Source organism: Micromonospora sp. IBHARD004 (assembly GCF_052814115.1).
The window spans coordinates 4824501-4848270 of the sequence record NZ_CP199934.1 but is presented as its reverse complement, the minus strand read 5'-3'; the positions used below and the strand labels follow the sequence as shown (position 1 = coordinate 4848270).

Here is a 23770-nt window from a genome sequence, read left to right as displayed (position 1 = left end):
CCCGCGCCGCGCGTCGAGGCTGCTCGTCCAGGCCCACGGCGTCGGTGGCTACCGGGTGGTCCGGGCGGTGTTCTCGGGCACGAGGGCGGTCAGCTCGGCGACCTCGGCGTCGGTCAGCCGGATGTGTGCGGCGGCGATGTTCTCCCGCAGGTGGGTGAGGCTTGTCGTGCCCGGGATGGGCAGCATCGCGGGGGACCGGTGCAGTAGCCAGGCCAGTGCGATCTGCTGGGGCGTCGCCTCGTACCTGGCCGCGAGCGGGGCGAGGGCGTCGGCGATCTGGTCGGCGTTGTCCTCGCCGTCGCGGAGGCTGACGGGATGCCAGGGTGAGAACACCGCGCCGGACTGCTCCGCGGCCGCGAGAAGGTCCGCGCCGGTGCGGTTGCCGATGTTGTACAGGGCCGTCACCGCGGCGATGTCGGCGATCGACCGGGCGACCTCGAACTGGGCGGCGGTCAGGTTGGACAGGCCGATGTGCTTGAGGTACCCCTCTTCCTGCATCTTCTTCAGCTCGCCGATCTGCTCCTCGAAGGGAGCGTCAGTGGCGTAGCCGCTGTGCAGGTAGTAGAGGTCGAACCGTTCCAGGCCGAGGCGCTGCAGGCTCATCATCGCCGACTGGCGGAGGTACTTCGGGTTGCCCACCCAGCCGAGGGTGGAGTAGTCGAATCCGCCCCGGACGAAGCCGCCCTTGCTCGCGATGACCAGGCCCTGCGGGTAGGGGTGCAGTGCCTCGCGGATGAGGAGTTCGTTCGTGTGCGGGCCGTAGACGTCGGCGGTGTCGATGAAGGTCACTCCCTCGTCGACGAGCGCGCGGAGCAGCGCCACTCCACCGTCGTGGTCGGGATACGGACCCCAGACCTGCTCTCCGGTGAGCTGCATCGCGCCGAAGCCGACGCGGCCGACCTGGAGATCGGCGCCGACCGTGATCGTGGGCAGGGAGGGCGTGGGTTGACGTGGCATGGCCATCTCGATTCAGCTCAAGATCCGATAAGGCGGAGCGATCCTCTGGCTTACCGGAGGAAGCCTCCACGTGCTCGTGGAGGGCTCCTGGCCTTCAACCCGGGCGCGTATCGGGCCGCCCGCGACGCGCTCTACGCCGCAGCGGGAGCGGGCGCCGCCACCCTCGCACCGCCGGAGCGGGCAGGGCCGATCGGCCGCCGGCGGTCTCCGACCCCGCCGTCCGCGCCGGGGTGAGCCGGCCGGCACCGCTCAGCCCTTCAGCGGGTCGTGGCCCCAGTTCATCAGCGACCAGCGCCACCTGGTGTGCCGGATGTCGCCGGAGGGGCGCTGTGCCATGTGCCGGTGCACGTACCCGATGACCTTGCGCATGTGCTTGTAGTCGGCGGCGTCGAGGTCCGCACGCCTGCGGCGCAGCAGGTCGATGATCTTTCGGCCGGATTCGTGGCCGACCGACTCGCCGCCCTTGGTGCCCTTCTTCCGCCAGCCGACGTGCTTGGACTCGTCGGTCTCCAGCCACGTCGACAGCTCGCCGGGCTTCATGTTCACCGCGTCGGTGAACTCGCGATAGGTGTCCCGGCCGCCATCATTTCGGCTCATGGCGCAGCGCCTGCGGTCGGTGGGCGACGTCCCGGCCCGAGTCGTCGTTGCGGATCCGGTACTGCGGGTCATCCTCCGACGCGTTCACGGGGTGCCCGCGGATGTGCGTCCGGTCGATGAGCTTCTCCTTGACCACGCCGTGCGCCCGGCCGCTGTGGCTGGCCCAGGAGACGTGGTCGCCCGGGTGGAACTCCTTCTCGGCCATGCCCTCGGGTACCCGGAGGGCAGGGCCGAAAACGACCGTTGAACGGACTACCCCTCGGCGGGCTTCTCGGCGACGAAGATGGCGGTGCCGGGGAAGAGACGGCCGCGCAGCGGGCTCCACTGCCCCCAGATCCCCTCGTGCCCCTCGGGCCACTCCGGCTCCACCAGGTCCAGGAAGCGGAACCCGGCCCCGACGATCTCCCGGATCCGGTCCCCGAGGGTGCGGTGCTGCTCGACGTAGGCGGCCACCCCGCGCTCGTCCTGCTCGACGTAGGGGGAGCGGTCGAAGTACGAGTGCACCGCGGTCAGCCCGCCCTCGCCGGGGTCGTCGAGGAAGATCCAGCGCATCGGGTGGGTCACCGAGAAGACCCAGCGGCCGCCGGGGCGCAGCACCCGGAACACCTCCCGCATCACCGCGGCCGAGTCGTCGACGAACGGGATCGCGCCGAACGCCGTGCAGGCGGTGTCGAACGCCGCGTCGGCGAAGGGCAGGGCGAGGGCGTCGGCCTGCACCAGCGGCACGCGTACGCCGGTGCTGGCGGCGGCGAGCGCGGCGTGCCGCAGCATGCCGGCGGAGAGGTCCAGGGCAACCGGCCGGGCGCCCTGGGTCGCCAGCCACCGGGCGGCCGCCGCGGCGCCGCTGCCGAGCTCCAGCACCCGGCGGCCCGCGAGGTCGCCGAGCAGTCGGGCGTCGGCCTCGCGCAGCCCCTCGGGGCACCAGACGAAGTCCACGTCGCCCAGGAACGCGCCATGCTCCGCCTGATACTCGTCGGCGTCGGTGTCCCACCAGCCCCGGTTGGCCCGGCATACCTCGGCGTCGCCGACCCGGCGTCGGGTCACCCTGTCGTCATCCACCCGGTCACGCTAGGCCCCGCCCCCCGTTCCCGGCCCATCGGCCGCACCGAGCGGTGGGGCGGGTGGTGCGGATGTGACGGACGAGACAGCTGTGGCACCTTACGTTCGAAATCTCCGCTTTCGCAGCTGACGAGGTCGCGAGGAGACGGGAGGGCTTGCACGCTGTGGTAATACAGCGGGTAGGCTAGACGATGCGCTCGCGGATCGTGTGCCTCGGCAGGGAGCAGGTGCGCGGTCACCGGAGCCACTAATGATCTTCACTTGGCGATCGTTCGGTGTGCCCGGCGGCGAATCCGCTGGCGCGAAAAGGTCACCGCGACACCACGCCTGCTGTGACAACCCATCCGACCGGAGCAACCGCCCACATGACGAGCAGCATCGAGGCCCCCTCGAGCGCCACCCGGGTCACCCACGACGATCTCGGTTCCGAGGAGGCATTCCTCGCCGCGATCGACGAGACCATCAAGTACTTCAACGACGGCGACATTGTCGAAGGCACCGTCGTCAAGGTCGATCGGGACGAGGTCCTGCTCGACATCGGCTACAAGACCGAGGGTGTCATCCCCTCTCGGGAGTTGTCGATCAAGCACGATGTGGATCCCGCCGAGGTCGTCTCGGTCGGTGACCACATCGAGGCCCTGGTCCTCCAGAAGGAGGACAAGGAGGGTCGTCTGATCCTCTCCAAGAAGCGGGCGCAGTACGAGCGGGCCTGGGGCACGATCGAGAAGATCAAGGACGAGGACGGTGTCGTCCGCGGCTCGGTCATCGAGGTCGTCAAGGGTGGTCTCATCCTCGACATCGGGCTGCGCGGCTTCCTGCCCGCCTCGCTCGTCGAGATGCGGCGGGTGCGTGACCTGCAGCCGTACGTCGGCCGCGAGCTCGAGGCCAAGATCATCGAGCTGGACAAGAACCGCAACAACGTGGTCCTGTCCCGCCGGGCCTGGCTGGAGCAGACGCAGTCCGAGGTGCGCACCGAGTTCCTCAACAAGCTCCAGAAGGGGCAGGTCCGCAAGGGCGTCGTCTCCTCGATCGTCAACTTCGGCGCGTTCGTCGACCTGGGCGGCGTGGACGGCCTGGTGCACGTCTCCGAGCTGTCCTGGAAGCACATCGACCACCCGTCCGAGGTCGTCGAGGTCGGCCAGGAGGTCGAGGTCGAGGTCCTGGACGTCGACCTGGACCGCGAGCGGGTCTCGCTGTCGCTGAAGGCGACCCAGGAGGACCCGTGGCGGCAGTTCGCCCGCACCCACGCGATCCAGCAGATCGTGCCGGGTAAGGTCACGAAGCTGGTGCCGTTCGGCGCCTTCGTCCGGGTGGACGACGGCATCGAGGGCCTGGTCCACATCTCCGAGCTGGCCGAGCGCCACGTGGAGATCCCGGAGCAGGTCGTCCAGGTCGGCTCCGAGGTCATGGTCAAGGTCATCGACATCGACCTGGAGCGCCGCCGGATCTCGCTGTCGCTGAAGCAGGCCAACGAGGGCTTCGTCGAGGGCGAGGAGCACTTCGACCCGACCCTCTACGGCATGGCCGCGACCTACGACGCCGAGGGCAACTACATCTACCCGGAGGGCTTCGACCCGGAGACGGGCGAGTGGCTCGAGGGGTACGACAAGCAGCGCGAGACCTGGGAGAACCAGTACGCCGAGGCGCGTCAGCGCTGGGAGGCCCACACCAAGCAGGTGCAGACCTCCCGCGCCGCCGACGCCGAGGCCGCTGCGAACCCGGCTCCGGCCGTGCCCGCCGGTGGCACCACCACCACGACCACCACGGCTCCGAGCCGGCAGGCCGAGGAGCCGGCTGGCACCCTGGCCACCGACGAGGCGCTCGCCGCTCTGCGGGAGAAGCTCGCCGGCGGCAAGTGACCCGCTGACGACGACGGGCCCCGCCCCCGCGATCCGGTTCCACCGGGTCGCCGGGGGCGGGGCCCTCGCCATGTCCGGCGTCGTCCGGTGCCGGCCCCGTTTGGCAGCGGACGGGTGATCGGGTTGACTGGTCCGGTGCTGATGGTGGGACTGACCGGTGGGATCGGGTCCGGCAAGAGCGCCGTGGCGGCCCGGCTGGCCGCGCTCGGCGCGGTGGTGATCGACGCCGACCAGGTCGCCCGTGAGGTGGTCGCCCCGGGCAGCGCCGGGCTGGCCGAGATCGTCGCGACCTTCTCCGACCGGGTGCTCGACGCGCACGGCGCGCTGGACCGGGCGGCGCTGGGCGCGGTCGTCTTCGCCGACGAGTCGGCCCGCCGCCGGCTGGAGGCGATCACCCACCCCCGGGTGCGGGCGCGTACCGCCGAGTTGGTCGCCGCGGCGCCGTCGCACGCCGTCGTGGTCAACGACGTACCGCTGCTGGTGGAGGTGGGGCTCACGCCGACGTACCACCTGGTGGTGGTCGTGCAGACGGCGGTGGCCACCCGGCTGGAGCGGTTGACCCGCGATCGCCGCATGGACCCCGCGGAGGCCGAGCGGCGGATCGCCGCGCAGGCCGACGACGCCCGCCGGCGCGCGGCGGCCGACGTGGTGCTGAGCAACGACGGAGACCTGGCGGAGCTGCACGCGGCGGTGGACGGGCTGTGGCGCGACCGGCTGGTCCCCTACGAGGAGAACCTGCGGGCGCGGCGGGCGGTCCGGCCGGAGCAGGCGGTGCTCACCGAGCCCGACCCGACCTGGCCCGAGCAGTACGCCCGGCTGGCCGCCCGGATCCGGCACGCGCTCGCCCCCGCCGACCTGCGCATCGAGCACATCGGCTCGACCGCCGTCCCCGGGCTCGCCGCGAAGGACGTCATCGACATCCAGCTCGGCGTGCCGTCGCTGGCCGAGGCCGACGGGCCGCTCGCCGAGCGGCTCGCCGACGCCGGCTTTCCCCGGCTGCCCGGCGAGTGGTGGGACAACCCTCGTCCGGCCGGCAGCGGACGGTGGGAGAAGCGGCTGCACGGCAGCGCGGACCCCGGCCGTCCGGTGCACCTGCACCTGCGGGTGACCGGCTCCCCGGGCTGGCGGTACGCCCTGTTGATGCGCGACCACCTGCGCGCCGACCCGGACCAGCGGGCCGCCTACCTGCAACTCAAGCGGGAGCTGGTGGCCTCGGCCCCGGACGGCGCGACCTACGGCACGCTGAAGGACCCCTGGTTCGACGAGGAGCACCTCCGGGCCGAGGAGTGGGCCGAGCGGACCGGCTGGCGGCCCTGACGGCCCGACCCTGACCGGCCGCCGGCCGGCTTCGTCGGGTTCTCGTTCCGGTCGGGGCGGCTCGACCGGCTCAGCAGGGCTTCACCGTCCTGCGGGCGGAGGCGTGGTCGTGGGCAGCGCCGGGACCCGCCCCGGGGTGAGGTCGAGCTGCGCCCACACGCCGCGCCCGGTCCGCAGCTCCACCCGGCGCAGCAGCCCGGCCCGGTCGATCCAGTAGCGAAGTTGGCCCCGCAGCTCGATCACGTCGACGGTGCGCCCGGCCAGCCGGTCGCCGCGTAGCCGGACCGCTGAGCGGGCGTCGACCGGCGGGCCAGCCGCCCGCAGTGCGGCGCCGACCAGCCGGTCCAGGTCGTCGGTCGCGCGCGTGGGGCGGGGCCAGGAGACGCCGGCCGGCGGCGGCAGCGGCGGTCGGGCCGGCAGCTCCGCCGTGCCGCCGTCCGTCGGTACCTGCACCCGGGCGACCCGGCCCGCCCGGTGGCGCAGCAGCGTCCGGCGTCCGGGCGTGCCGGCCTCGCTCACCGCGAGGTACGCGGCGGAGCCCGCCCAGTCCAGCCAGCCGGCGGCGCGCAGGTTCGCGGTCGGGTCGAGCGGCGCGGTCCCGGTCAGCGCGGCGCCGCCGGCGGCCCGCAGCCGGGTCGGCAGCCGGGTCAACCGGTCCGCCTCGACGTCGCTGAGCGCCCGCGGCAGACCGGGCCGGCCGCCCAGGGCGTCGACCGGTCGCAGCGTCGGCCGGTCGCTGCGTTCCAGCTCCACGGTGACCGGTGTGTCGTCGGGCAGCCGGCCCGTGAGCCGGTGCAGCCGGCCGTCCTGGTCGAGCCAGAGCCGGAACTGCCGGACCGGTGCCGGGGTCGCCGGGGACACGGCGGCCGGGCCGGCGGTGAGCGGTGCCTGGAGCAGGTCCACCGGGGTGCCGGCGGTGGACTCCCGGCCCAGCCAGCGCGCCTCGGCGGCGACCGCGTCGGGTCGGTCCCGGCCGAGGGCGAGGAGCAGGTCGCGCACGGCGGTCAGGCCGCGGCCGGGGGGAGGTTCGCGCAGCTGCCAGCGGTCGGTCGGGGGCAGCAGTGGTGGGGAGGGGGTGGCCGCCGCGGTCGGGTCCGGCCGGGCCACCAGCGCCGTCGGGGTGGCCTGGACCAGCCCCCGGTCCGGGCCGGCGCCCGGGCCGCCGACGTCGAGGTAGAGCAGCGGCCGGGCCCAGTCGACCCAGCCGACCAGTTCGGTCCGGGCCGCCCCGGCGCCGACGGTGACGCGCACCCCGGAGCGGACGTCCCGGTAGGCGGTGACCCGCATCGCCGCCAGCCGCTCCGCCTCGGCCGCGGTCAACGGGCGGGCCGGGTCGGCCGGCTCGGGGGCGTCCCAGCTCGCCAGCCCGGCGACCAGCGCCGCGGCGGAGGCCGTCGCCACCACCCCGAGCGCGAGCAGGATGCTCCGGCGCCGGCCCGGGCGCCCGGGCGGGTCCCCCGCGCCGTCCGGCTCGGTCCGGGGGTCGGGGTCGGTTCCGTGGTCGGCCCGGGCGGTGCCGGTGGGCGGTGCGGCCGACCCGGTGGGCGGTGCGGGGATCCGCCGGCGCCGGCCGGGGCGGCCGGCGGCGGGTGCGGGGGTGGGGCGGGGGGGCCGCCCGGGAGACGTCTCCACAAGTGGATAACGCGGCTGCGGGAATCGGGTGACGAGCAGGGGCGCTCGCGGCGGCCGGTCAGCGCCTCCAGCGCGACCACGTCGGATGCGCACGCCGGTGATGTCCGGGTGCTGCGACCCTCGGTGCCGGGGGCGGCCGTCCCCTGAGGGGGGCCACCGGCCCGGTCGGCCGCCGCGAGCGGCCTACGTCGAGAGCCTAGCTCGGTGAGATGTGGCACACAATGGGAATATCGAAGCCGATCACGGACCCTCCGTGGTCGGCCCGGAACTGTCGGACCTGCGGCGTACCGTTTAGTTCATGGCGCTCGACATTCCCCGGCTCGACGGCCGCTTCCAGGTCGTCAGCGACTTCCAGCCGGCCGGTGACCAGCCGGCTGCCATCGATGATCTTGAGCGTCGGGTTCGGCGCGGCGACCGCAACACGGTGCTCCTCGGCGCGACCGGCACCGGCAAGAGCGCCACCACGGCGTGGCTGGTCGAGCGGCTGCAACGACCGACCCTGGTGATCGCGCCCAACAAGACCCTCTGCGCCCAGCTGGCCAAGGAGTTCAGCGAGCTGCTCCCGCACAACGCGGTGGAGTATTTCGTCTCCTACTACGACTACTACCAGCCCGAGGCGTACATCCCACAGACCGACACCTACATCGAGAAGGACTCCTCGATCAACGAGGAGGTCGAGCGGCTGCGGCACAAGGCCACCATGTCGCTGCTCACCCGGCGGGACGTGGTCGTGGTGGCGACGGTGTCGGCGATCTACGGTCTCGGCACCCCGGAGGAGTACCTCGACCGGGCCGTCCGGATCCGGGTCGGTCAGGAGATCGAGCGGGACAAGCTGCTGCGCCGGCTGGTCGACATTCAGTACAGCCGTAACGACATGGCGTTCAACCGGGGCACCTTCCGGGTCCGCGGCGACACGCTGGAGATCATCCCGGCGTACGAGGAGCTGGCGCTGCGGATCGAGTTCTTCGGCGACGAGGTGGAGAAGCTCTACTACCTCAACCCGCTCACCGGCGACGTGGTTCGCGAGGTCGACCATCTGCTGATCTTCCCGGCCACCCACTACGCGGCCGGGCCGGAGCGGATGGAGCGGGCGATCACCGACATCGAGACCGAGCTGGGTGAACGGCTGGCGGAGCTGGAGCGGCAGGGCAAGCTGCTGGAGGCGCAGCGGCTGCGGATGCGCACCACGTACGACATCGAGATGATGCGTCAGGTCGGCTTCTGCTCCGGCATCGAGAACTACTCCATGCACATCGACGGCCGGCTGCCGGGCAGCCCGCCGCACTGCCTGCTCGACTACTTCCCGGACGACTTCCTCACCGTCATCGACGAGTCGCACCAGACGGTCTCCCAGATCGGCGGCATGTACGAGGGTGATGCGTCCCGCAAGCGGATGCTGATCGACCACGGCTTCCGGCTGCCCAGCGCCGCCGACAACCGGCCGCTGCGCTTCGACGAGTTCCTGGAGCGGGTCGGCCAGATGGTCTACCTCTCCGCCACCCCCGGCCCGTGGGAGCTGGAGCAGGCCCAGGGGGAGTTCGTCGAGCAGGTGATCCGCCCGACCGGCCTGATCGACCCGCAGGTCATCGTCAAGCCCACCAAGGGTCAGATCGACGACCTGATGCACGAGATCAAGCTGCGTACGGAGCGGGACGAGCGGGTGCTGGTCACCACGCTGACCAAGAAGATGGCCGAGGACCTGTCGGACTACCTGCTGGAGAACGGCATCCGGGTGCGTTACCTGCACTCGGAGGTCGACACGCTGCGCCGGGTGGAGCTGCTGCGCGAGCTGCGCAAGGGCGAGTACGACGTGCTGGTCGGCATCAACCTGCTGCGGGAGGGTCTCGACCTGCCCGAGGTCTCCCTGGTCGCGATCCTCGATGCGGACAAGGAAGGCTTCCTGCGCAGTGGCCGGTCGCTGATCCAGACCATCGGCCGCGCCGCGCGTAACGTCAGCGGCCAGGTGCACATGTACGCCGACAAGATCACCCCGTCGATGGCGGGCGCGATCGACGAGACCGACCGCCGGCGGGCCAAGCAGATCGCGCACAACGAGGCGCACGGGATCAGCCCCGAGCCGCTGCGCAAGAAGATCCACGACATCCTCGACGACATCTACCGCGAGGCCGAGGACACCGAGAACAGCCGGGTCGGCGGTGCGGCGCGACAGCTCTCCCGGGGCAAGGCGCCGGTCAAGGAGACCCGCAGCCGCAGTCGGGCCGGCGGCGCCGCCCCCTCGCGGGAGGGGATGGCCCGGGCCGACCTGGCCAACCTCATCCAGGAGCTCAACGACCAGATGCTGGCCGCCGCGCGGGAGCTGCAGTTCGAGCTGGCGGCCCGGATCCGGGACGAGGTCGCCGACCTCAAGAAGGAGCTGCGAGGGATGGACGCCGCCGGCGTGAAGTGACGGACGGAGGCCGGGGATGGGCGCGTTCGAGGTCAGAGCCGATTGGTTCGGTAGTAGTGGGGCACGAGGCCGGGGAACTTCTGCCGCAGTCGGCGGGAGGATTGTTGAGGGAGTTGACCAGCTTCGACAGGGCGACCGTGGGCGGGAAGTTCACCAGCACGTAGACGTTGCTGTCCTCGCCGTTGAACTCGGTCAGCTTGCAGTCGAAGTTCGCGCACACCGCCCGCATGATCGCCTCCATTCGGTTCACCTGTGGGGCGGCGAACGGTTGGTGCCGGGACTTGTCGCGGAACCAAGTGGGCATGCAGGAAGCGCAATATCGACCGACATGCAGCCCGTTCGTTGTGTCGTAGGGCGATGGAAGACTGTCCGATGTGCAGCTTCGGTACAACTATCGGGTCTATCCGACGCCGGGCCAGCAGCAAGCGCTGGCGCGGGCGTTCGGCTGCGCGCGAGTGGTGTTCAACGACGGGCTGCGCGCACGGCAGGCGGCCCGGGACAACGGCGAGCGGTACCTGTCGGACGGCGAACTGTCAAAACGGGTGATCACCCAGGCCAAGCAGACGCCTGAACGGGCGTGGCTTTCCGAGGTGTCCACCGTCGTGCTCCAGCAGGCCCTCGCGGACCTGAATGCCGCGTACAGGAATTTCTTCAACTCGCTGACCGGCAAGCGCAACGGCCGCACGGTCGCCCCGCCGAAGCTCCGTTCGCGCAAGGACAACCGGCAGGCCATCCGCTTCACGAAGAACTCCCGCTTCCGGCTGCTGGACAACGGGCGGCTGAGATTGCCGAAGATCGGCGACGTGGCGGTGCGGTGGTGCAGGGCGCTGCCGGCCGAACCCCGCTCGGTCACGATCATGCGGGACGCTGTCGGGCGGTACTTCGCCTCGTTCGTCGTGACCACCACCGACAAGCCGCTGCCGCCGGTCGACGTTGAGGTGGGTATCGACCTGGGTCTGACCCATTTCGCTGTCCTGTCCGACGGCACCAAAATCGCGGCGCCGAAGTTCCTGCGCCACGCCGCCGGCAAGCTCAGGCGGTTGCAGCAGGACCTGTCCCGCAAGCAGCGGGGCAGCGCAAATCGCAAGAAGGCCGTCGTCAAGGTCGCCAAGGCGCACTCCCGGGTGGCCGACAGCCGGCGGGACTGGCAGCACAAGCTCTCGACACGGATCATCCGCGACAGCCAAGCGGTGTACGTCGAGGACCTGTGCGTGACTGGTCTCGCCCGGACCCGGCTGGCCAAATCCGTCTACGATGCCGGCTGGTCACAGTTCGTGCACATGCTGGAATACAAAGCCGCCCGATACGGGAGAACGTTCGCCCGCATCGACCGGTTCGCGCCCACCTCACAGAGGTGCTCGGTGTGCGGCCGGATCGACGGACCCAAGCCGCTGAACATCCGTTCGTGGACCTGCCCCTGCGGGGCCGCCCACGACCGGGACATCAACGCGGCCAGAAATGTGCTCGCGGCGGGACGCGCCGAGAGCCTAAACGCCTGTGGAGCGCGAGTAAGACCGGCACCCGTGCCGGCACCGTGCCGAGAAGCAGGAATCCGCCCGGGCGCAGCGCCTGTTCCAGGCGCAGCGCGGAGGGAATCTCCATCCTTTACGACGGAGAGAGCGTCAATACGACCAGTCCCACCTGACTGATCGTGGAGTTCCGCGAGTTCGCCAGGGAAACCGCGGCCGGACTGCTCGTGTCAAATCTGCCCAGTCCCGTCTGAGCGCGGGGTGGCACGGGTGCATGCGAATCGTCCCGACGGTCGGTCGCACTGTGCGAGCGAGGTATTGCCCTGAGTGATGGCCGTGCGTACTCTCCCTCGGTGGGAGGCTGGGATGCCGTTGTCAGCAAGTCCTGTCATCCGGCGGGTGCGGCTCGGCGCCGAGCTGCGCCGGCTACGCCACCGGGAGTCGCTCACTCTGGAGCAGGTCTGCGGCCGGCTCGGCTGGGCGTCCACGTCCAAGTTGTCCCGCATCGAGCTGGGCCAGAGCCGGCCGGATCTGGCCGACGTGCTCGACCTGCTCGACGTCTACGCGGTGCCGCCGGGCCAGCGGGAGGCGCTCATCGTCATTGCCCGGGACGCGGCGACCGGCCGCGGCTGGTCGAAGGCGCTGGGCGAGATGGGGGAGCGGCAGCGGGCGTACGCGGAGCTGGAGGCGGGCGTCGCCCGCCTCGTCGAGTACCAGCCCGCCGTGCTGCCCGGGCTGCTCCAGACCCCGGCGTACGCCCGCCTGCGGGTGATTGCCGGCGCGCTGCCCGACGACGAGGTGGACGTCGAGGCCGACCTGCGGGCCCGGCTCGCGCGGCAGGAGGTGCTGCGCCGGGCGGACCCACCCGAGTACACCGCGCTGCTCGACGAGCGGGCCTGCGATCGGGGCGGCACGCCGGTCGAGGTCTGGCGGGAGCAGCTCCGCCAGCTGGTGACCCTCGCCGACCGGCCGAACGTCACCATCCGGCTGGTGGCGCGGGACGCGGCGCCGCACGGCGGCGTCGAGCCGTTGACGGGGTTCTCGCACTACGCGTTCCCCGACCCGGCCGATCCCCGGACGGTGCTGGTGGAGACGCTCACCACCGATCTCCGCCTGGTCACCGAGCCCGACGTGGCCCGGTACGAGCGGCTGGTCGAGTGGTTGCTCGCGGTCGCGCTGTCGGCCGAGGAGACGGCGGCGGTGCTGACCCGGCGGGCCGAGCAGACAGCGGTGCCGCGCCCCCGCGCCGCGCCGGACGTCCCGGTCCCGGACACCCGCTGAGCGGGCCCGCCAGGTGGACGGCGGTCCGCGAGGCCGTGCCGTGCCGGTTCACCGGTGGCGCTGGAAGCCGCCCTCGGAGTCGATCACCTGGCCGGTGATCCAGTCGGCGTCGGCGGAGCAGAGGAAACGGACCAGTCGGGCGGCATCCTCCGGGGTGCCCCAGCGGCCGGCCGGGAAGTGCCGGGCCACCGTGGCCAGTCGCTCCGGGTCGGCGTAGCCGGTGTCGGTCGGGCCGGGGTTGACGCAGTTGACCGTGATGCCGTTGGGCATCAGCAGCGGGGCGAGCTGGAGCGTGAGGTTCTCCACGGCGGCCTTGCTCGCCGCGTACGCCAGCTCGCCGGGCATCGGGCCGAGCCGCTGGCCGCTGGAGAAGAGCACCAGCCGCCCGCCGTGCCCGGCCGGGTGGGCGGCGGCGAACGCCTCCGCGAGCAGCAGCGTCGCCCGGACGTTGACCAGCAGGTGCCGGTCGATCTCGGCGGCGTCGAGCGCGCCCAGCGGGGTGTGGGTGGAGTAGGCGTGCACCGCCACCACCGCGTCGAGGCGGCCGTGCCGGCGGACCGCCTCGGCGACCAGCTCCGCCGGCACCGGCGGGTCGAGCAGGTCGGCGGGGCGATGCTGGGTGTCGTTGCCCAGCTCGGCGAGGAGCGCCGGCACGCCGTCCGGGTCGCCGCCGTAGGGCTGGGAGTCGTCGTACCCGGGCAGGCCGGTCAGCAGCAGCCGCCAGCCGTCCGCGGCGAGCGCGCGGGCGACCGCCGCGCCGATGCCGATCCGCCGGCTCACGCCGGTGACCAGGGCGACCCGTTCCGTCATGATCGACAGCCAACCGGGTGCGACCGCATCCCGCAAGGCAGTTGTCGGCGCGCGGCCACCGGGCCCGGCGCCCCCGATGCCCGTCGGGACCGGCGGCCGGCGCGTCGCACGCACGCTAACCGGGGGATACGACAGTTCAGGACGGCACGTCGACGAAGTGCTCGACCAGCGGCGGGCCGGCGAAGTGCGGGCCGATCAGGGCGCGCCACTGCGGGAACTTCTCGCTCTGCCGGAAGTTGACGTCGTGCGCCTCGACCGAGTCCCACTCCACCAGCAGCACGAACCGGGAGGGGGACTCGACGCCCCGGGTCATCCGGACCGAGCGGCAGCCCTCCGTGCTGGTGATGATCGGGTACGCCTGCGCGTACGCGGCGGCGAAGGCGTCCTCGTGCCCGGGGGTTACGTCGATCAGCGCGACCTCAAGAACCATGACCGAAGCCTCGCACGCCGCCCTGGCGGCCACGGGGCAGGGGTCTTTCCCGGTCCGGTCCGGAGCTCTAGGGTGAGCGCTCGGAAACACGGGGGAGGACCACATGCTCGACTGGCTGACCGGTACGGCGTTCACGGTGGCGGGGACCGGCACCACCTGGGCGGAGCTGCTCGGCTTCGCCACCGGCGTGGTCAACGTCTGGCTCGTAGCCCGGCAGCACATCGCGAACTGGCCGATCGGCATCGCCAACGTGCTGCTGCTCATGCTGCTCTTCTGGACCGCCGGCCTGTACGCCGACGCCGGCCTCCAGGTCGTCTACGTGGTCCTCGGGGTGTACGGCTGGTGGCACTGGCTCTTCGGCGGGGAGCGGCGCAGCCGGCTCATCGTGGCCCGTACCGGCCGGCGGGAGTGGTGGGCCCTCGGGGTCGCCGGGGTGCTGCTCACCGCCGGGCTCTGGGCGTTGCTGGACCGGGCCACCGACTCGACGGTGCCGTTGGCCGACGCGCTGACCACCGCGCTCTCGCTGCTCGCCACGTACGGGCAGACCCGCAAGCTGGTGGAGAGCTGGTGGCTGTGGATCGTGGCGGACCTGATCTACATCCCGCTCTACGCGTACAAGGGGCTCTGGCTGACCGGCGGGCTCTACCTGATCTTCCTGGCCCTCTGCGTGGTGGGGTTGCGGGCCTGGCGGGCCGACCTGCGCGAGCGGTCGGCGGCGACCCTGGTGCCGCCCGGCCCGGCCCCGGTGGCCGCGTGACCGCACGGCGCGAGGAGCCGGAGTTCCGGCACGGCATGGTGGTGGGGAAGTTCTACCCGCCGCACGCCGGGCACCACGCGCTGATCGAGGCGGCGGCGGCCCGCTGCGCGGCGGTCACCGTGGTCGTCGCGCCGTCCCGGCGGGAGTCGATCCCGCTGGACGAGCGGGTCGCCTGGCTGCGCGAGGCGCACGCGGCCACCCCGTGGGTCCGGGTGGTCGGGCGGTACGACGACCATCCGGTGGACTATGCCGACCCGGTGGTCTGGGACGCCCACTGCGCGGTGTTCCGGGAGGCGGTCGGGGCGGAGCCGGTCGACGCGGTCTTCTCCTCGGAGGCGTACGGCGCGGAGCTGGCCCGCCGTTTCGACGCCGTGCCGGTCTGCGTGGACGCCGACCGGCGGGCGGTGCCGGTCTCCGGCACCGCGGTGCGGGCGGACCCGGCGGGGCACTGGCGGTGGCTGAGCCCGCCGGCGCGGGCCTGGTTCGTCCGCCGGGTCGTGGTGGTGGGGGCCGAGTCCACCGGCACCACGACGATGGCCGCGGCGCTCGCGGACCACTACCGCACCGGATGGGTCCCCGAGTACGGGCGGGAGCTGACTGTCCGCAAGCTCGTCGAGCTGCGGCGCCGGCGCCCGGCGGCGACGGTCTTCGACGTGACCTGGGACCGGGACGACTTCGTCGAGGTGGTCCGGGCGCAGCAGGCCGCCGAGGACGCGGCGGCCCGGACCAGCGGCCCGCTGCTGTTCTGCGACACCGACGCCCGGGCCACCGCGGTCTGGGAGGAGCGGTACCTCGGGTCGGCCTCGCCGGCGGTCCGGGCGGCGGCCCGCCGGCCGGCGCTGTACCTGCTCACCGACCACGAAGGCGTCCCGTTCGACGACGACGGGTTGCGCGACGGGGAGCACCTGCGGGCCTGGATGACCGGGCGGTTCCGGGCCGGACTGGCCGACTGCGGGGTGCCGGTGGTGGAGCTGCGCGGCCCGCACCCCGAGCGGCTGGCCACGGCGGTGGCGGCCTGCGACGCGCTGCTGGCGGCCGGCTGGTCGCTCGCCGACCCCCTGCTGCCCGCCGCCTGACGCCGGCGCCGGAGCCGGCAATCCGGACACCTAGCCTCCTAGGACGCCGTAGCCGGTGTGGCCTCCCGCACCCCCGGAAAGTGATCCCACCGTCAATCGGGCCTGCCGGAGATGCGCCGGCCACCCCGGATGGTGAAGAATGGCGGCCGAGGAGGGGAGTATTCCCCCGCGACGGAGTCGTCAGCACGGACGGCCGCCGACCCCTGGCGGCACGACCCGGCTCCGTCGGTCAGCGGCCCGTCTCCCGGGTCGGTGGCGGAAGAGACCTCCGACAGTCACCAGAGTCAGCGTCGACGCACCCCGACCCCTTACTCGGCGTACGGTGTGCCCGACGCTGCGTGTCTGCCGGAGGATGGAAATTGAACGTGTCCGGATGGGTGTGGGCTGGGACTCTCGTCGCGATGACGGCGGTCCTGCTCGTCGACCTCTTCATCATCGGTCGTCGCCCGCACGAGCCCAGTGTCCGGGAGTCGAGCCTCTGGGTCGGCTTCTACGTCGGGTTGGCCCTGCTCTTCGGGGTCGGCCTCTGGCTCACCTCCGGCCCGAGCGTGGCCGGCCAGTTCTACACCGGGTGGCTCACCGAGTACAGCCTCTCGGTGGACAACCTCTTCGTCTTCGTGATCATCATGGCCCGCTTCGGGGTGCCCCGGCGGTACCAGCAGAAGGTGCTGCTCGTCGGCATCGTGCTGGCGCTGGTCATGCGCGGTGGCTTCATCGCCGCCGGCGCCGCGCTGATCTCGCAGTTCTCCTGGGTCTTCTACATCTTCGGCGCGTTCCTGATCTACACCGCGGTCAATCTGGCCCGGCAGGGCGAGCCGGACGAGGACGAGTTCACCGAGAACCTGCTGATCCGGTGGAGCCGCAAGGCGCTGCCGATCTCCCGTGACTTCGACGGCGCGAAGATGACCACCCACGAGAAAGGCCGGCGGCTCTTCACCCCGATGCTGATCGTGATGATCGCGATCGGCACCACCGACCTGATCTTCGCCCTCGACTCGATCCCGGCGATCTTCGGCATCACCCAGGAGCCGTACCTGGTCTTCACCGCGAACGTCTTCGCGCTGATGGGGCTGCGGCAGCTCTACTTCCTGCTCGGCGGGCTGCTGGACCGGCTGATCTACCTCAGCTACGGCCTGGCCGTGGTGCTCGGCTTCATCGGGGTCAAGCTGGTCCTGGAGGCCCTCGCCGACAACAACCTGCCGTTCATCAACGGCGGCCAGCACGTCGGCTGGGCCCCGCACATCCCGATCTGGCTCTCCCTGACGGTCATCCTCGGCACCCTGGCCGTGGCCACCGCGGCGAGCCTGGTCAAGTCGTCCCGCGACCGGCGCCGCGAGCTGGCCGAAGCCCGGCGCTGACCCGTCGGGAAAGGGCGCTCCCGTCGTCGGGAGCGCCCTTTCTTCGCGTACGGGGGTCAGACCCGGTGCGCGCCCACCAGGGTGGCCAGCCGGTCGGCGGGCAGCTGCTCCTCGACCAACCGGCGCTGCCGGTAGCAGGCGTGCAGCATCCGCCGCTGCTCGCCCTGCGGCTCGGCGGTGACGATGCCGACGTGGTGGATCCGGCGGCCGGGCCGGGCGAAGAAGTAGAGGTCGCCGGGGATTTCCTCGCCGAGCGCCAGCGGGGTGGTGGCCTCGGCCTGATCGTCGGCGTCCCGGGGGAGCGTCACCCCGAACCGCCGCCAGGCCAGGTGCACCAGGCCGGAGCAGTCGATGCCGAGGCTGGAGAGCCCGCCCCAGATGTAGACGAGGCCGCGGAGCCGGTCGGCGACGGCGAGGACCTCCTTGGCCTCCGGCCGCTCGGCGGGAAGGGGGACCACGTCGGTCTCGGAAACCCAGAGCGGTTCGGCGTGCCCGGGAACGTGGCACGGCAGCCAGCCGTCGAAGAGCGGACCCGCCCGGTGCAGCCGCGTGCCGAGCACCACCCCGGGACGCGCCAGCGGACCACCGGGCGTGGCGTGCAGGTCGGCCACGAGGGCGTCGATCACGAACTGCGGCGACCGCTGCCGCTCGGGCAGGAGCGGGGCCAGCTGGGCGGTGGGCAGCCAACCGGGGTAGCCGCGCGGGTCGAGCTTCGCCGCCGGCTGCTCGACGGCGACCACGTGCGCCCAGCCGTCGGCGCGCAGCTCGGTGACCAGCACCCGCTCCCCGAGCAGCAGCTGGCTGAGCACGCAGTCGCCGACCTGCTGGTCGTGGTCCAGCCCGGCGATCCAGGCCGGGACGTCCGGGTCGCCGGCCAGGGCGCGACGGTCGACCGGCCGGACCGCGTCGGGGGAGACCCAGAGGGTCGCCACCGGGACCCGGACGACGGCCTCGCGGCCCGGTTGCAGCTCCACGTCCACCCCCACCTCGCGCCGCTGTCACCCGCGACCCTATGAAAGATTCCAACGATCATCAACCACGGGTCTGCATCTTTGCTTCAGTCACCGAGGTGACGCCGAGCCCGGGGGTGTCCGGCAGCACGACCGTCGCGCCGTCGTACCGGATCCCGCCCCGCACCGGTGACCAGGCCAGCCACCAGGCCGCGTCGAGGTCCGACACGGCGGTGGTGCCGTAGGCCGCGACCAGGCTCGCCGCGGCGCCGACGCCGATCTGGCTCTCCATCATCGAGCCGACGATCGTCCCGACGCCGTGCGCGGCGGCCAGGTCGAGCAGGGTGCGGGCCGGGTGCAGGCCGCCGCACTTGGCGAGCTTGACGTTGACCATGTCGGCGGCCCGGCGACGGATGACCTCGACCAGGTCGCGCACGCCGAAGACCGACTCGTCGGCGAGGATCGGCAGCTCGACGCGGTCGCTGACCCAGGCCAGCCCGTCCAGGTCCCAGCGGGCCACGGGCTGCTCGACCAGTTCGACGTCGAGGCCGGCGTCCTCGATGCCGCGGATGATCCGGACCGCCTCGCGCGGCGTCCAGCCCTGGTTGGCGTCCAGCCGGATCCGCACCCCCGGCCCGACCGCGGAGCGGACCGCGCGGACCCGGTCCAGGTCCCCGCGGGCGTCGGTGCCGACCTTCAGCTTGAGCACGTCGAACCCCTCGCCCCGGCGCTGCTTCGCGGCGGCGGCCAGATCCACCGCGTCGCCGGCGGCCAGGGTGACGTCCGTCGGGACCCGCCGGGTGGTGCCGCCGAGCAGCCGGACCAGCGGTACGCCGAGCCGCCGGGCGGCCAGGTCGTGCAGCGCGGTGTCGACGGCTCCCTTGGCGGACTCGTTGCCGGCCACCACCCGCTGCACCTCGCCGCAGCGGGCCACCAGGTCGTCGGCGTCCCGCCCTGCGAGGGCCGGGGCGATGAGCTCCCGGACGCACGCCTCCGCACCGGCGACGGACGCGCCGGTCACCTGCCAGACCTGCGGCGCCTCGCCGAAACCGGACCGCCCGTCGTCGTCGATCACCTCGACGACCAGGGTGTCCACGGTGGTGGTCCGGCGCAGCGCGGTGACGAACGGGGTGTGTAAGGGGGCGGAAAGCCGGTGGGTGCGTACCGCGGCGATCGTCATGTGCGGCACCCTATACGCAGGCGGGCGCGAACAGGGGAGGCCGGACGATGCAGCGGGACTGGGAACTGGTGGGCGCACCGAACGCCCGTGACCTGGGCGGCCTGCCCGCCGCGGACGGGCGGCGGGTGCGGGCCGGCCGGCTGATCCGGACCGCCGCGCTGGGCCGGTTGACCGACGAGGACCTGCCGGTGCTGGGCAAGCTGGGGCCGGCCTGCGTGGTGGACCTGCGGGACGCCGCCGAGCAGGAGGTCGCCCCGCCGGACCGGCTGGTGGGCGAGCCGCGGGTGGTGCACCTGCCGGTGTACGACCCGGCGCACCCGGTCTTCACGTACGTCTCGGCGGTGCTGCTCGGCCACGACCTGACCGCCTACGACGAGTTGGCCCGGGAGGGCATGCCGGCGGCGATGGTGCAGATCTACCGGTGGTTCGTCTCCGGGGCGGCGGCCCGGGAGGGCTTCGGGGCGGCGGTGCGGCTGGCGGCCGAGGAGCGGAACCTGCCCCTGCTCTTCCACTGCTCGGCCGGCAAGGACCGCACCGGCTGGCTGGCCGTCGTGCTGCTCACCGCGCTGGGGGTGGACGAGGCGGCGATCCGGGCGGACTACCTGCGGCACAACGAGCTGACCGAGAGCCTGCGCGAGGTGCTGCTGGCCGCGATGACCCGGCGGCAGCCGCACCTCGACCCGGCGACGGCCCGGCCGCTGCTGGAGGTGCGGGCGGAGTACCTGGACGCCGCCTACGACGAGGTGCGGCGGGTGCACGGCTCGTTCGGGGCGTACCTGCGCGACGGGCTGGGCGTGACCGACGAGGTGGTCGCCGCGCTGCGGGACAACCTGCTGGACTGAGGTGGCGCCGGCCGGGGCGGGCAGCGGTGTGGCGGGTCAGTCGGCCAGGGCGTGCCGGGCGTCCCAGACGCGGGCCGAGACGGTGGCGATCAGGCGGCAGGCGTCGTCCTCGATCTCCTCGCCGCTCGGCCCGCCGTCGGCCAGGTCGGTGGTGGTGCAGACGACGATCGCGTACGGCGGGGCGTCGGCCGGGAAGACCACCCCGGCGCCGTGCCGTACCCCGCGTACCCAGCCGTTCTTGTGCGCGATCCGGGTGCCCTCGGGCAGCCCGGCGGCGAGGTCCTCCCGGTGCTCCTGGGCGAAGAGCACGTCCAGCATGGCGGCGCAGCTCGCCGGGGCGGCCAGCGGGCCCGGGCGGTCGGCGCCGACCGCCAGCCCGCCGAGCAGGGCGGCGAGGTCGCCGGCGGTGACCAGGTTGGTGATGCCGGCGTCCCGGGCGGCGAAGTCCTCGATGCCCCGGCCGGTGACGCTGTGCCGGGCCCCGGCGAGCGCCCAGGCCCGGGCCGCCGCCGGCAGCCCGACCTGGCTGAGCACGATGTTGGTGGCCAGGTTGCTGGACCGCACGATCATCCGTTCGGCGAGCCAGCGCAGCGGCGCGGTGCCGCCGACCCGGTCCCACACGGCGTCGTCGTTGTCGTAGTGCTGGGCGCAGGCGAACCGTGGCACGCCCGGCAGCGCGGAGTCGAACTCGTTGCGCACCGGGATCGGTGTGTCCAGGTCGAGGGTGCCGGCCTCGGCGGCCCGGTGCAGCGCCACCAGCACGGCGACCTTCATGGTGCTGGCCGCGTAGTGGGTGGCGTCCGGCAGCCGGGTCCAGGTCGGTCGGGCGTCCAGCCGCCCCACGTACGCGGAGACGGTGCCGGGCACCTTGTCCAGGTGGGCGTCGAGGTCGTCCCAGATCATGCCGGTGACCGTAGCCGATCATCACCCCGCGTGGGGCAGCGGTACGCCGCCGGGCCGCCTAGCGTGCGGGGGTATGACGACCTCTGCATACGACGCCATCGCCGACTGGTACGAGGACTACGTCACCACCTCCGCCGTCGACTACAGCGATCGGGTCAGGGGCCTGCTGCGGGAGCTGCTCGGCTCGGGTCCGGGCCGCTGCCTCGACCTCTGCTGCGGCACCGGCGCGCACGCGGCGGAGCTGCGCCGGTTGGGCTGGGACCCGGTCGGGGTGGACCTGTCGGCCGGGCAGTTGCGCCACGCACGCCCCCGGCTGCCGGTGGCCCGGGCCGACGCGACCGCGCTGCCGTTGGCGGACGTCGCGGTGCCGGCCGCGGTCTGCGTCCTCGCCCACACCGACATGCCGGACTACCCGGCGGCGATCGCCGAGGCGGCCCGGGTGCTCGCGCCGGGCGGACGCCTCGTGCACCTCGGGGTGCACCCCTGCTTCGTCGGCGCGTTCGCCGATCGGTCCGAGAGGGACCGGATCGTCATCGACGGCGGCTACGCCGAGCGGGAGCGCTCCTTCCGGGCCTGGAACGCGGACGGGGTACGAGCCCGGGTCGGCGCCTGGCACCTGCCGCTGGCCGATCTGCTCAACGCGGTGACCGACGCCGGCCTGACGCTGACCCGGGTCGCGGAGTCCGGCTCCGGCCCGGTTCCCGACATCCTCGCCCTCCAAGCCACCAGACCCACCTGACGCCGCCCCGCCCCTGCCTCCTGCTCAGACAAGTGGATCACGAAGGTGTTGTCACCCGCCCCGGCGTGTCGTGGCGACAGCTTCATGATCAACGGGGCGGGGTGGGGGAGAGGGCGGCGGGGGCGGATACGGCGGAGCCCGGGCCGCCGGGGGCGGTCCGGGCTCCGGTGGGGCCGAGGGTGGGTCAGCCGGCGTGCTTGCGGCGGGCGGCCATCCGGCCGCGCTGGGTCTGGTCCAGCACCACCTTGCGGATGCGCACCGCGGCCGGGGTCACCTCGACGCACTCGTCCTCGCGGCAGAACTCGAGGGCCTGCTCCAGCGACAGCTTGCGCGGCGGGATCAGCTTCTCGGTCTCGTCGGAGGTCGAGGCGCGCATGTTCGTGAGCTTCTTCTCCTTGGTGATGTTGACGTCCATGTCGTCGGAGCGGGAGTTCTCCCCGACGATCATGCCCTCGTACACCTCGGTGGTCGGCTCGACGAAGAGCTGGCCGCGCTCCTGAAGGTTGATCAAGGCGAACGCGGTGACCGCCCCCGACCGGTCGGCCACCAGCGACCCGTTGTTGCGGGTACGCAGCTCGCCGAACCACGGCTCGTACGACTCGAAGACGTGGTGCAGGATGCCGGTGCCCCGGGTGTCGGTGAGGAACTCGGTGCGGAAGCCGATCAGGCCACGCGCCGGGACCAGCCACTCCATCCGGATCCAGCCGGTGCCGTGGTTGACCAGCTGCTCCATCCGGCCCTTGCGGGTCGCGAGGAGCTGGGTGATCGCGCCCAGGTACTCCTCCGGGGCGTCGATGGTCAGCCGCTCCACCGGCTCGCAGGTCTTCCCGTCGATCTCCCGGGTGACCACCTGCGGCTTGCCGACGGTCAGCTCGTAGCCCTCCCGGCGCATCTGCTCCACCAGGATGGCCAGCGCCAGCTCACCACGGCCCTGCACCTCCCAGGCGTCCGGCCGCTCGGTCGGCAGGATCCGCAGCGACACGTTGCCGACCAGCTCCTTGTCGAGCCGGTCCTTGACCATCCGCGCGGTGACCTTCGAGCCCTTGACCCGGCCGACCAGCGGCGAGGTGTTGGTGCCGATGGTCATCGAGATCGCCGGCTCGTCGACGGTGATCAGCGGCAGCGGCTGCGGGTCCTCCGCGTCGGCCAGCGTCTCGCCGATCATGATCTCCGGGATGCCGGCGACCGCGATGATGTCGCCCGGGCCGGCCGAGTCGGCCGGCTTACGCTCCAGCCCCTCGGTCATCAGCAGCTCGGAGATGCGCACCCGCTGGGTGCTGCCGTCGGTGCGGCACCAGGCCACCGTCGCGCCCTTGCGGATGGTGCCCTGCCGGACCCGGCACAGCGCGAGGCGGCCGAGGAACGGCGAGGCGTCGAGGTTGGTGACGTGCGCCTGCAGCGGCGCGCCCTCTTCGTACGCGGGCGCCGGGATGGTGTCCAGCAGGGTGCGGAACAGCGGCTCCAGGGAGCTGCTGTCGTCCGGCACCGAGCCGTCGGCGGGCTGGGTCAGCGAGGCGACGCCGTCGCGGGCGCAGGCGTAGACGATCGGGAAGTCGATCTGCTCCTCGTCGGCGTCCAGGTCGAGGAAGAGCTCGTAGGTGTCGTCCACGACCTCCTTGATCCGGGCGTCCGGCCGGTCCACCTTGTTGATCACCAGGATGATCGGCAGGCGCGCGCGCAGCGCCTTGCGCAGCACGAAGCGGGTCTGCGGCAGCGGGCCCTCGCTGGCGTCGACCAGCAGGATCACTCCGTCGACCATGGTCAGGCCGCGCTCGACCTCGCCGCCGAAGTCGGCGTGGCCGGGAGTGTCGATGATGTTGATGGTGACCGGATCGGACCCGTCCGCCGGCAGGTAGTGCACGCCGGTGTTCTTGGCCAGGATGGTGATGCCCTTTTCCCGCTCCAGGTCCCCCGAGTCCATGACCCGCTCGGTTACCTCACCGCGGGCGCCGTAGGCGCCGGCCTGCCGCAACATGGCGTCGACCAGGGTCGTCTTGCCGTGGTCTACGTGGGCGATGATGGCGACGTTGCGGAGGTCGGTGCGAAGCTGCATACCCTCCATACTCCTGTCTGCGGTTGCCGGGGCGCGTGTCGGGGTGACCCCCGATATCGCCCGGATCTCTGCCGAAACTGCTGTTCCGACCGTT

22 protein-coding genes are annotated in these 23770 nt (G+C 72.6%); 10 read left to right on the top strand and 12 right to left on the bottom strand.

All coding sequences use genetic code 11. The features are described 5' to 3' along the window. Nucleotides 1–48 precede the first annotated feature (48 nt). The 4 genes from ACTWO6_RS23580 to ACTWO6_RS23565 all read right to left on the bottom strand — a co-directional run bounded on the left by ACTWO6_RS23580 (nucleotide 49) and on the right by ACTWO6_RS23565 (nucleotide 2613). Nucleotides 49–957 carry an aldo/keto reductase gene (locus tag ACTWO6_RS23580; RefSeq protein WP_446215973.1) on the bottom strand — a complete coding sequence of 303 codons (909 nt, stop codon included), beginning with the start codon at nucleotides 955–957 and terminating at the stop codon, nucleotides 49–51. A 249-nt stretch (nucleotides 958–1206) separates the two neighbouring features. Beyond that, on the bottom strand, nucleotides 1207–1554 hold the full coding sequence (locus ACTWO6_RS23575; protein ID WP_446215972.1) for a DUF3140 domain-containing protein: 348 nt from the start codon (nucleotides 1552–1554) through the stop codon (nucleotides 1207–1209). Continuing rightward, the gene (locus ACTWO6_RS23570; protein ID WP_446215971.1) at nucleotides 1541–1759 is read right to left on the bottom strand and encodes a DUF2945 domain-containing protein; all 219 of its coding nucleotides are present in this window, start codon (nucleotides 1757–1759) and stop codon (nucleotides 1541–1543) included. Before ACTWO6_RS23570 ends, ACTWO6_RS23575 begins: the two co-directional genes overlap by 14 nt. A gap of 47 nt (nucleotides 1760–1806) precedes the next feature. Then, nucleotides 1807–2613 (bottom strand): class I SAM-dependent methyltransferase, encoded by an 807-nt coding sequence (locus tag ACTWO6_RS23565; RefSeq protein WP_446215970.1) that lies wholly within the window; start codon nucleotides 2611–2613, stop codon nucleotides 1807–1809. A gap of 365 nt (nucleotides 2614–2978) precedes the next feature. Between ACTWO6_RS23565 and rpsA the strand changes: the two genes are divergently transcribed. Both rpsA and coaE read left to right on the top strand, forming a co-directional pair. Next, on the top strand, nucleotides 2979–4472 hold the full coding sequence (rpsA, locus tag ACTWO6_RS23560; protein ID WP_446215969.1) for a 30S ribosomal protein S1: 1494 nt from the start codon (nucleotides 2979–2981) through the stop codon (nucleotides 4470–4472). Nucleotides 4473–4607: 135 nt separating this feature from the next. Further along, nucleotides 4608–5789 (top strand): dephospho-CoA kinase, encoded by a 1182-nt coding sequence (coaE, locus tag ACTWO6_RS23555; protein WP_446215968.1) that lies wholly within the window; start codon nucleotides 4608–4610, stop codon nucleotides 5787–5789. Between the two features lie 81 nt (nucleotides 5790–5870). On the opposite strand, the gene ACTWO6_RS23550 is transcribed toward coaE, so the two are convergent. After that, nucleotides 5871–7421 carry a hypothetical protein gene (locus ACTWO6_RS23550; protein WP_446215967.1) on the bottom strand — a complete coding sequence of 517 codons (1551 nt, stop codon included), beginning with the start codon at nucleotides 7419–7421 and terminating at the stop codon, nucleotides 5871–5873. A gap of 298 nt (nucleotides 7422–7719) precedes the next feature. Between ACTWO6_RS23550 and uvrB the strand changes: the two genes are divergently transcribed. After that, nucleotides 7720–9828 carry an excinuclease ABC subunit UvrB gene (gene uvrB / locus ACTWO6_RS23545; RefSeq protein ID WP_446215966.1) on the top strand — a complete coding sequence of 703 codons (2109 nt, stop codon included), beginning with the start codon at nucleotides 7720–7722 and terminating at the stop codon, nucleotides 9826–9828. Here the strand turns inward: uvrB and ACTWO6_RS23540 are convergent. Beyond that, nucleotides 9785–10069: a transposase gene (locus tag ACTWO6_RS23540; protein ID WP_446215965.1), complete on the bottom strand. Its 285-nt coding sequence runs from the start codon at nucleotides 10067–10069 to the stop codon at nucleotides 9785–9787. The genes uvrB and ACTWO6_RS23540 overlap by 44 nt on opposite strands. A 133-nt stretch (nucleotides 10070–10202) precedes the next feature. Between ACTWO6_RS23540 and ACTWO6_RS23535 the strand changes: the two genes are divergently transcribed. Then, nucleotides 10203–11477, top strand: coding sequence for an RNA-guided endonuclease TnpB family protein (locus ACTWO6_RS23535; protein WP_446215964.1), 1275 nt, complete (start codon nucleotides 10203–10205; stop codon nucleotides 11475–11477). Between the two features lie 186 nt (nucleotides 11478–11663). Next, a complete protein-coding gene (locus ACTWO6_RS23530) occupies nucleotides 11664–12578 on the top strand; it encodes a helix-turn-helix domain-containing protein (RefSeq protein WP_446215963.1) in 915 nt (304 codons plus the stop codon). Nucleotides 12579–12626: 48 nt separating this feature from the next. Here ACTWO6_RS23530 and ACTWO6_RS23525 read toward each other — a convergent pair whose 3' ends face one another. Together ACTWO6_RS23525 and ACTWO6_RS23520 are read right to left on the bottom strand one after the other, a co-directional pair. Continuing rightward, entirely contained in the window at nucleotides 12627–13388 is a 762-nt protein-coding gene (locus tag ACTWO6_RS23525; RefSeq protein WP_446215962.1) for an SDR family oxidoreductase, read from the bottom strand. 136 nt (nucleotides 13389–13524) lie between these two features. Further along, a complete protein-coding gene (locus tag ACTWO6_RS23520; protein WP_446215961.1) occupies nucleotides 13525–13818 on the bottom strand; it encodes an antibiotic biosynthesis monooxygenase family protein in 294 nt (97 codons plus the stop codon). 103 nt (nucleotides 13819–13921) lie between these two features. Here ACTWO6_RS23520 and pnuC point away from each other — a divergent pair, with 103 nt between their 5' ends. The 3 genes from pnuC (at nucleotide 13922) to ACTWO6_RS23505 (ending at nucleotide 17009) form a co-directional block, all read left to right on the top strand. Beyond that, the gene (gene pnuC / locus ACTWO6_RS23515) at nucleotides 13922–14575 is read left to right on the top strand and encodes a nicotinamide riboside transporter PnuC (RefSeq protein WP_446215960.1); all 654 of its coding nucleotides are present in this window, start codon (nucleotides 13922–13924) and stop codon (nucleotides 14573–14575) included. Then, entirely contained in the window at nucleotides 14572–15651 is a 1080-nt protein-coding gene (locus tag ACTWO6_RS23510; RefSeq protein WP_446215959.1) for an AAA family ATPase, read from the top strand. The genes pnuC and ACTWO6_RS23510 overlap by 4 nt, the downstream gene beginning before the upstream one ends. Nucleotides 15652–16010: 359 nt before the next feature. Next, nucleotides 16011–17009, top strand: coding sequence for a TerC family protein (locus ACTWO6_RS23505; RefSeq protein ID WP_446215958.1), 999 nt, complete (start codon nucleotides 16011–16013; stop codon nucleotides 17007–17009). Between the two features lie 56 nt (nucleotides 17010–17065). Here the strand turns inward: ACTWO6_RS23505 and ACTWO6_RS23500 are convergent, their stop codons facing one another. Together ACTWO6_RS23500 and ACTWO6_RS23495 are read right to left on the bottom strand one after the other, a co-directional pair. Continuing rightward, entirely contained in the window at nucleotides 17066–17983 is a 918-nt protein-coding gene (locus ACTWO6_RS23500; RefSeq protein ID WP_446215957.1) for a C40 family peptidase, read from the bottom strand. A gap of 58 nt (nucleotides 17984–18041) precedes the next feature. Continuing rightward, nucleotides 18042–19139 carry a mandelate racemase/muconate lactonizing enzyme family protein gene (locus ACTWO6_RS23495; RefSeq protein WP_446215956.1) on the bottom strand — a complete coding sequence of 366 codons (1098 nt, stop codon included), beginning with the start codon at nucleotides 19137–19139 and terminating at the stop codon, nucleotides 18042–18044. Nucleotides 19140–19186: 47 nt separating this feature from the next. Here ACTWO6_RS23495 and ACTWO6_RS23490 point away from each other — a divergent pair, with 47 nt between their 5' ends. Continuing rightward, entirely contained in the window at nucleotides 19187–19981 is a 795-nt protein-coding gene (locus ACTWO6_RS23490) for a tyrosine-protein phosphatase (RefSeq protein WP_446215955.1), read from the top strand. Nucleotides 19982–20017: 36 nt separating this feature from the next. On the opposite strand, the gene ACTWO6_RS23485 is transcribed toward ACTWO6_RS23490, so the two are convergent. Further along, a complete protein-coding gene (locus ACTWO6_RS23485; RefSeq protein ID WP_446215954.1) occupies nucleotides 20018–20884 on the bottom strand; it encodes a serine hydrolase in 867 nt (288 codons plus the stop codon). 73 nt (nucleotides 20885–20957) lie between these two features. On the opposite strand from ACTWO6_RS23485, the gene ACTWO6_RS23480 reads away from it, so the two are divergent. Next, a complete protein-coding gene (locus tag ACTWO6_RS23480; protein WP_446215953.1) occupies nucleotides 20958–21623 on the top strand; it encodes a class I SAM-dependent methyltransferase in 666 nt (221 codons plus the stop codon). A gap of 184 nt (nucleotides 21624–21807) precedes the next feature. On the opposite strand, the gene typA is transcribed toward ACTWO6_RS23480, so the two are convergent. After that, nucleotides 21808–23676, bottom strand: coding sequence for a translational GTPase TypA (gene typA / locus ACTWO6_RS23475; RefSeq protein ID WP_446215952.1), 1869 nt, complete (start codon nucleotides 23674–23676; stop codon nucleotides 21808–21810). Nucleotides 23677–23770: the final 94 nt, after the last annotated feature.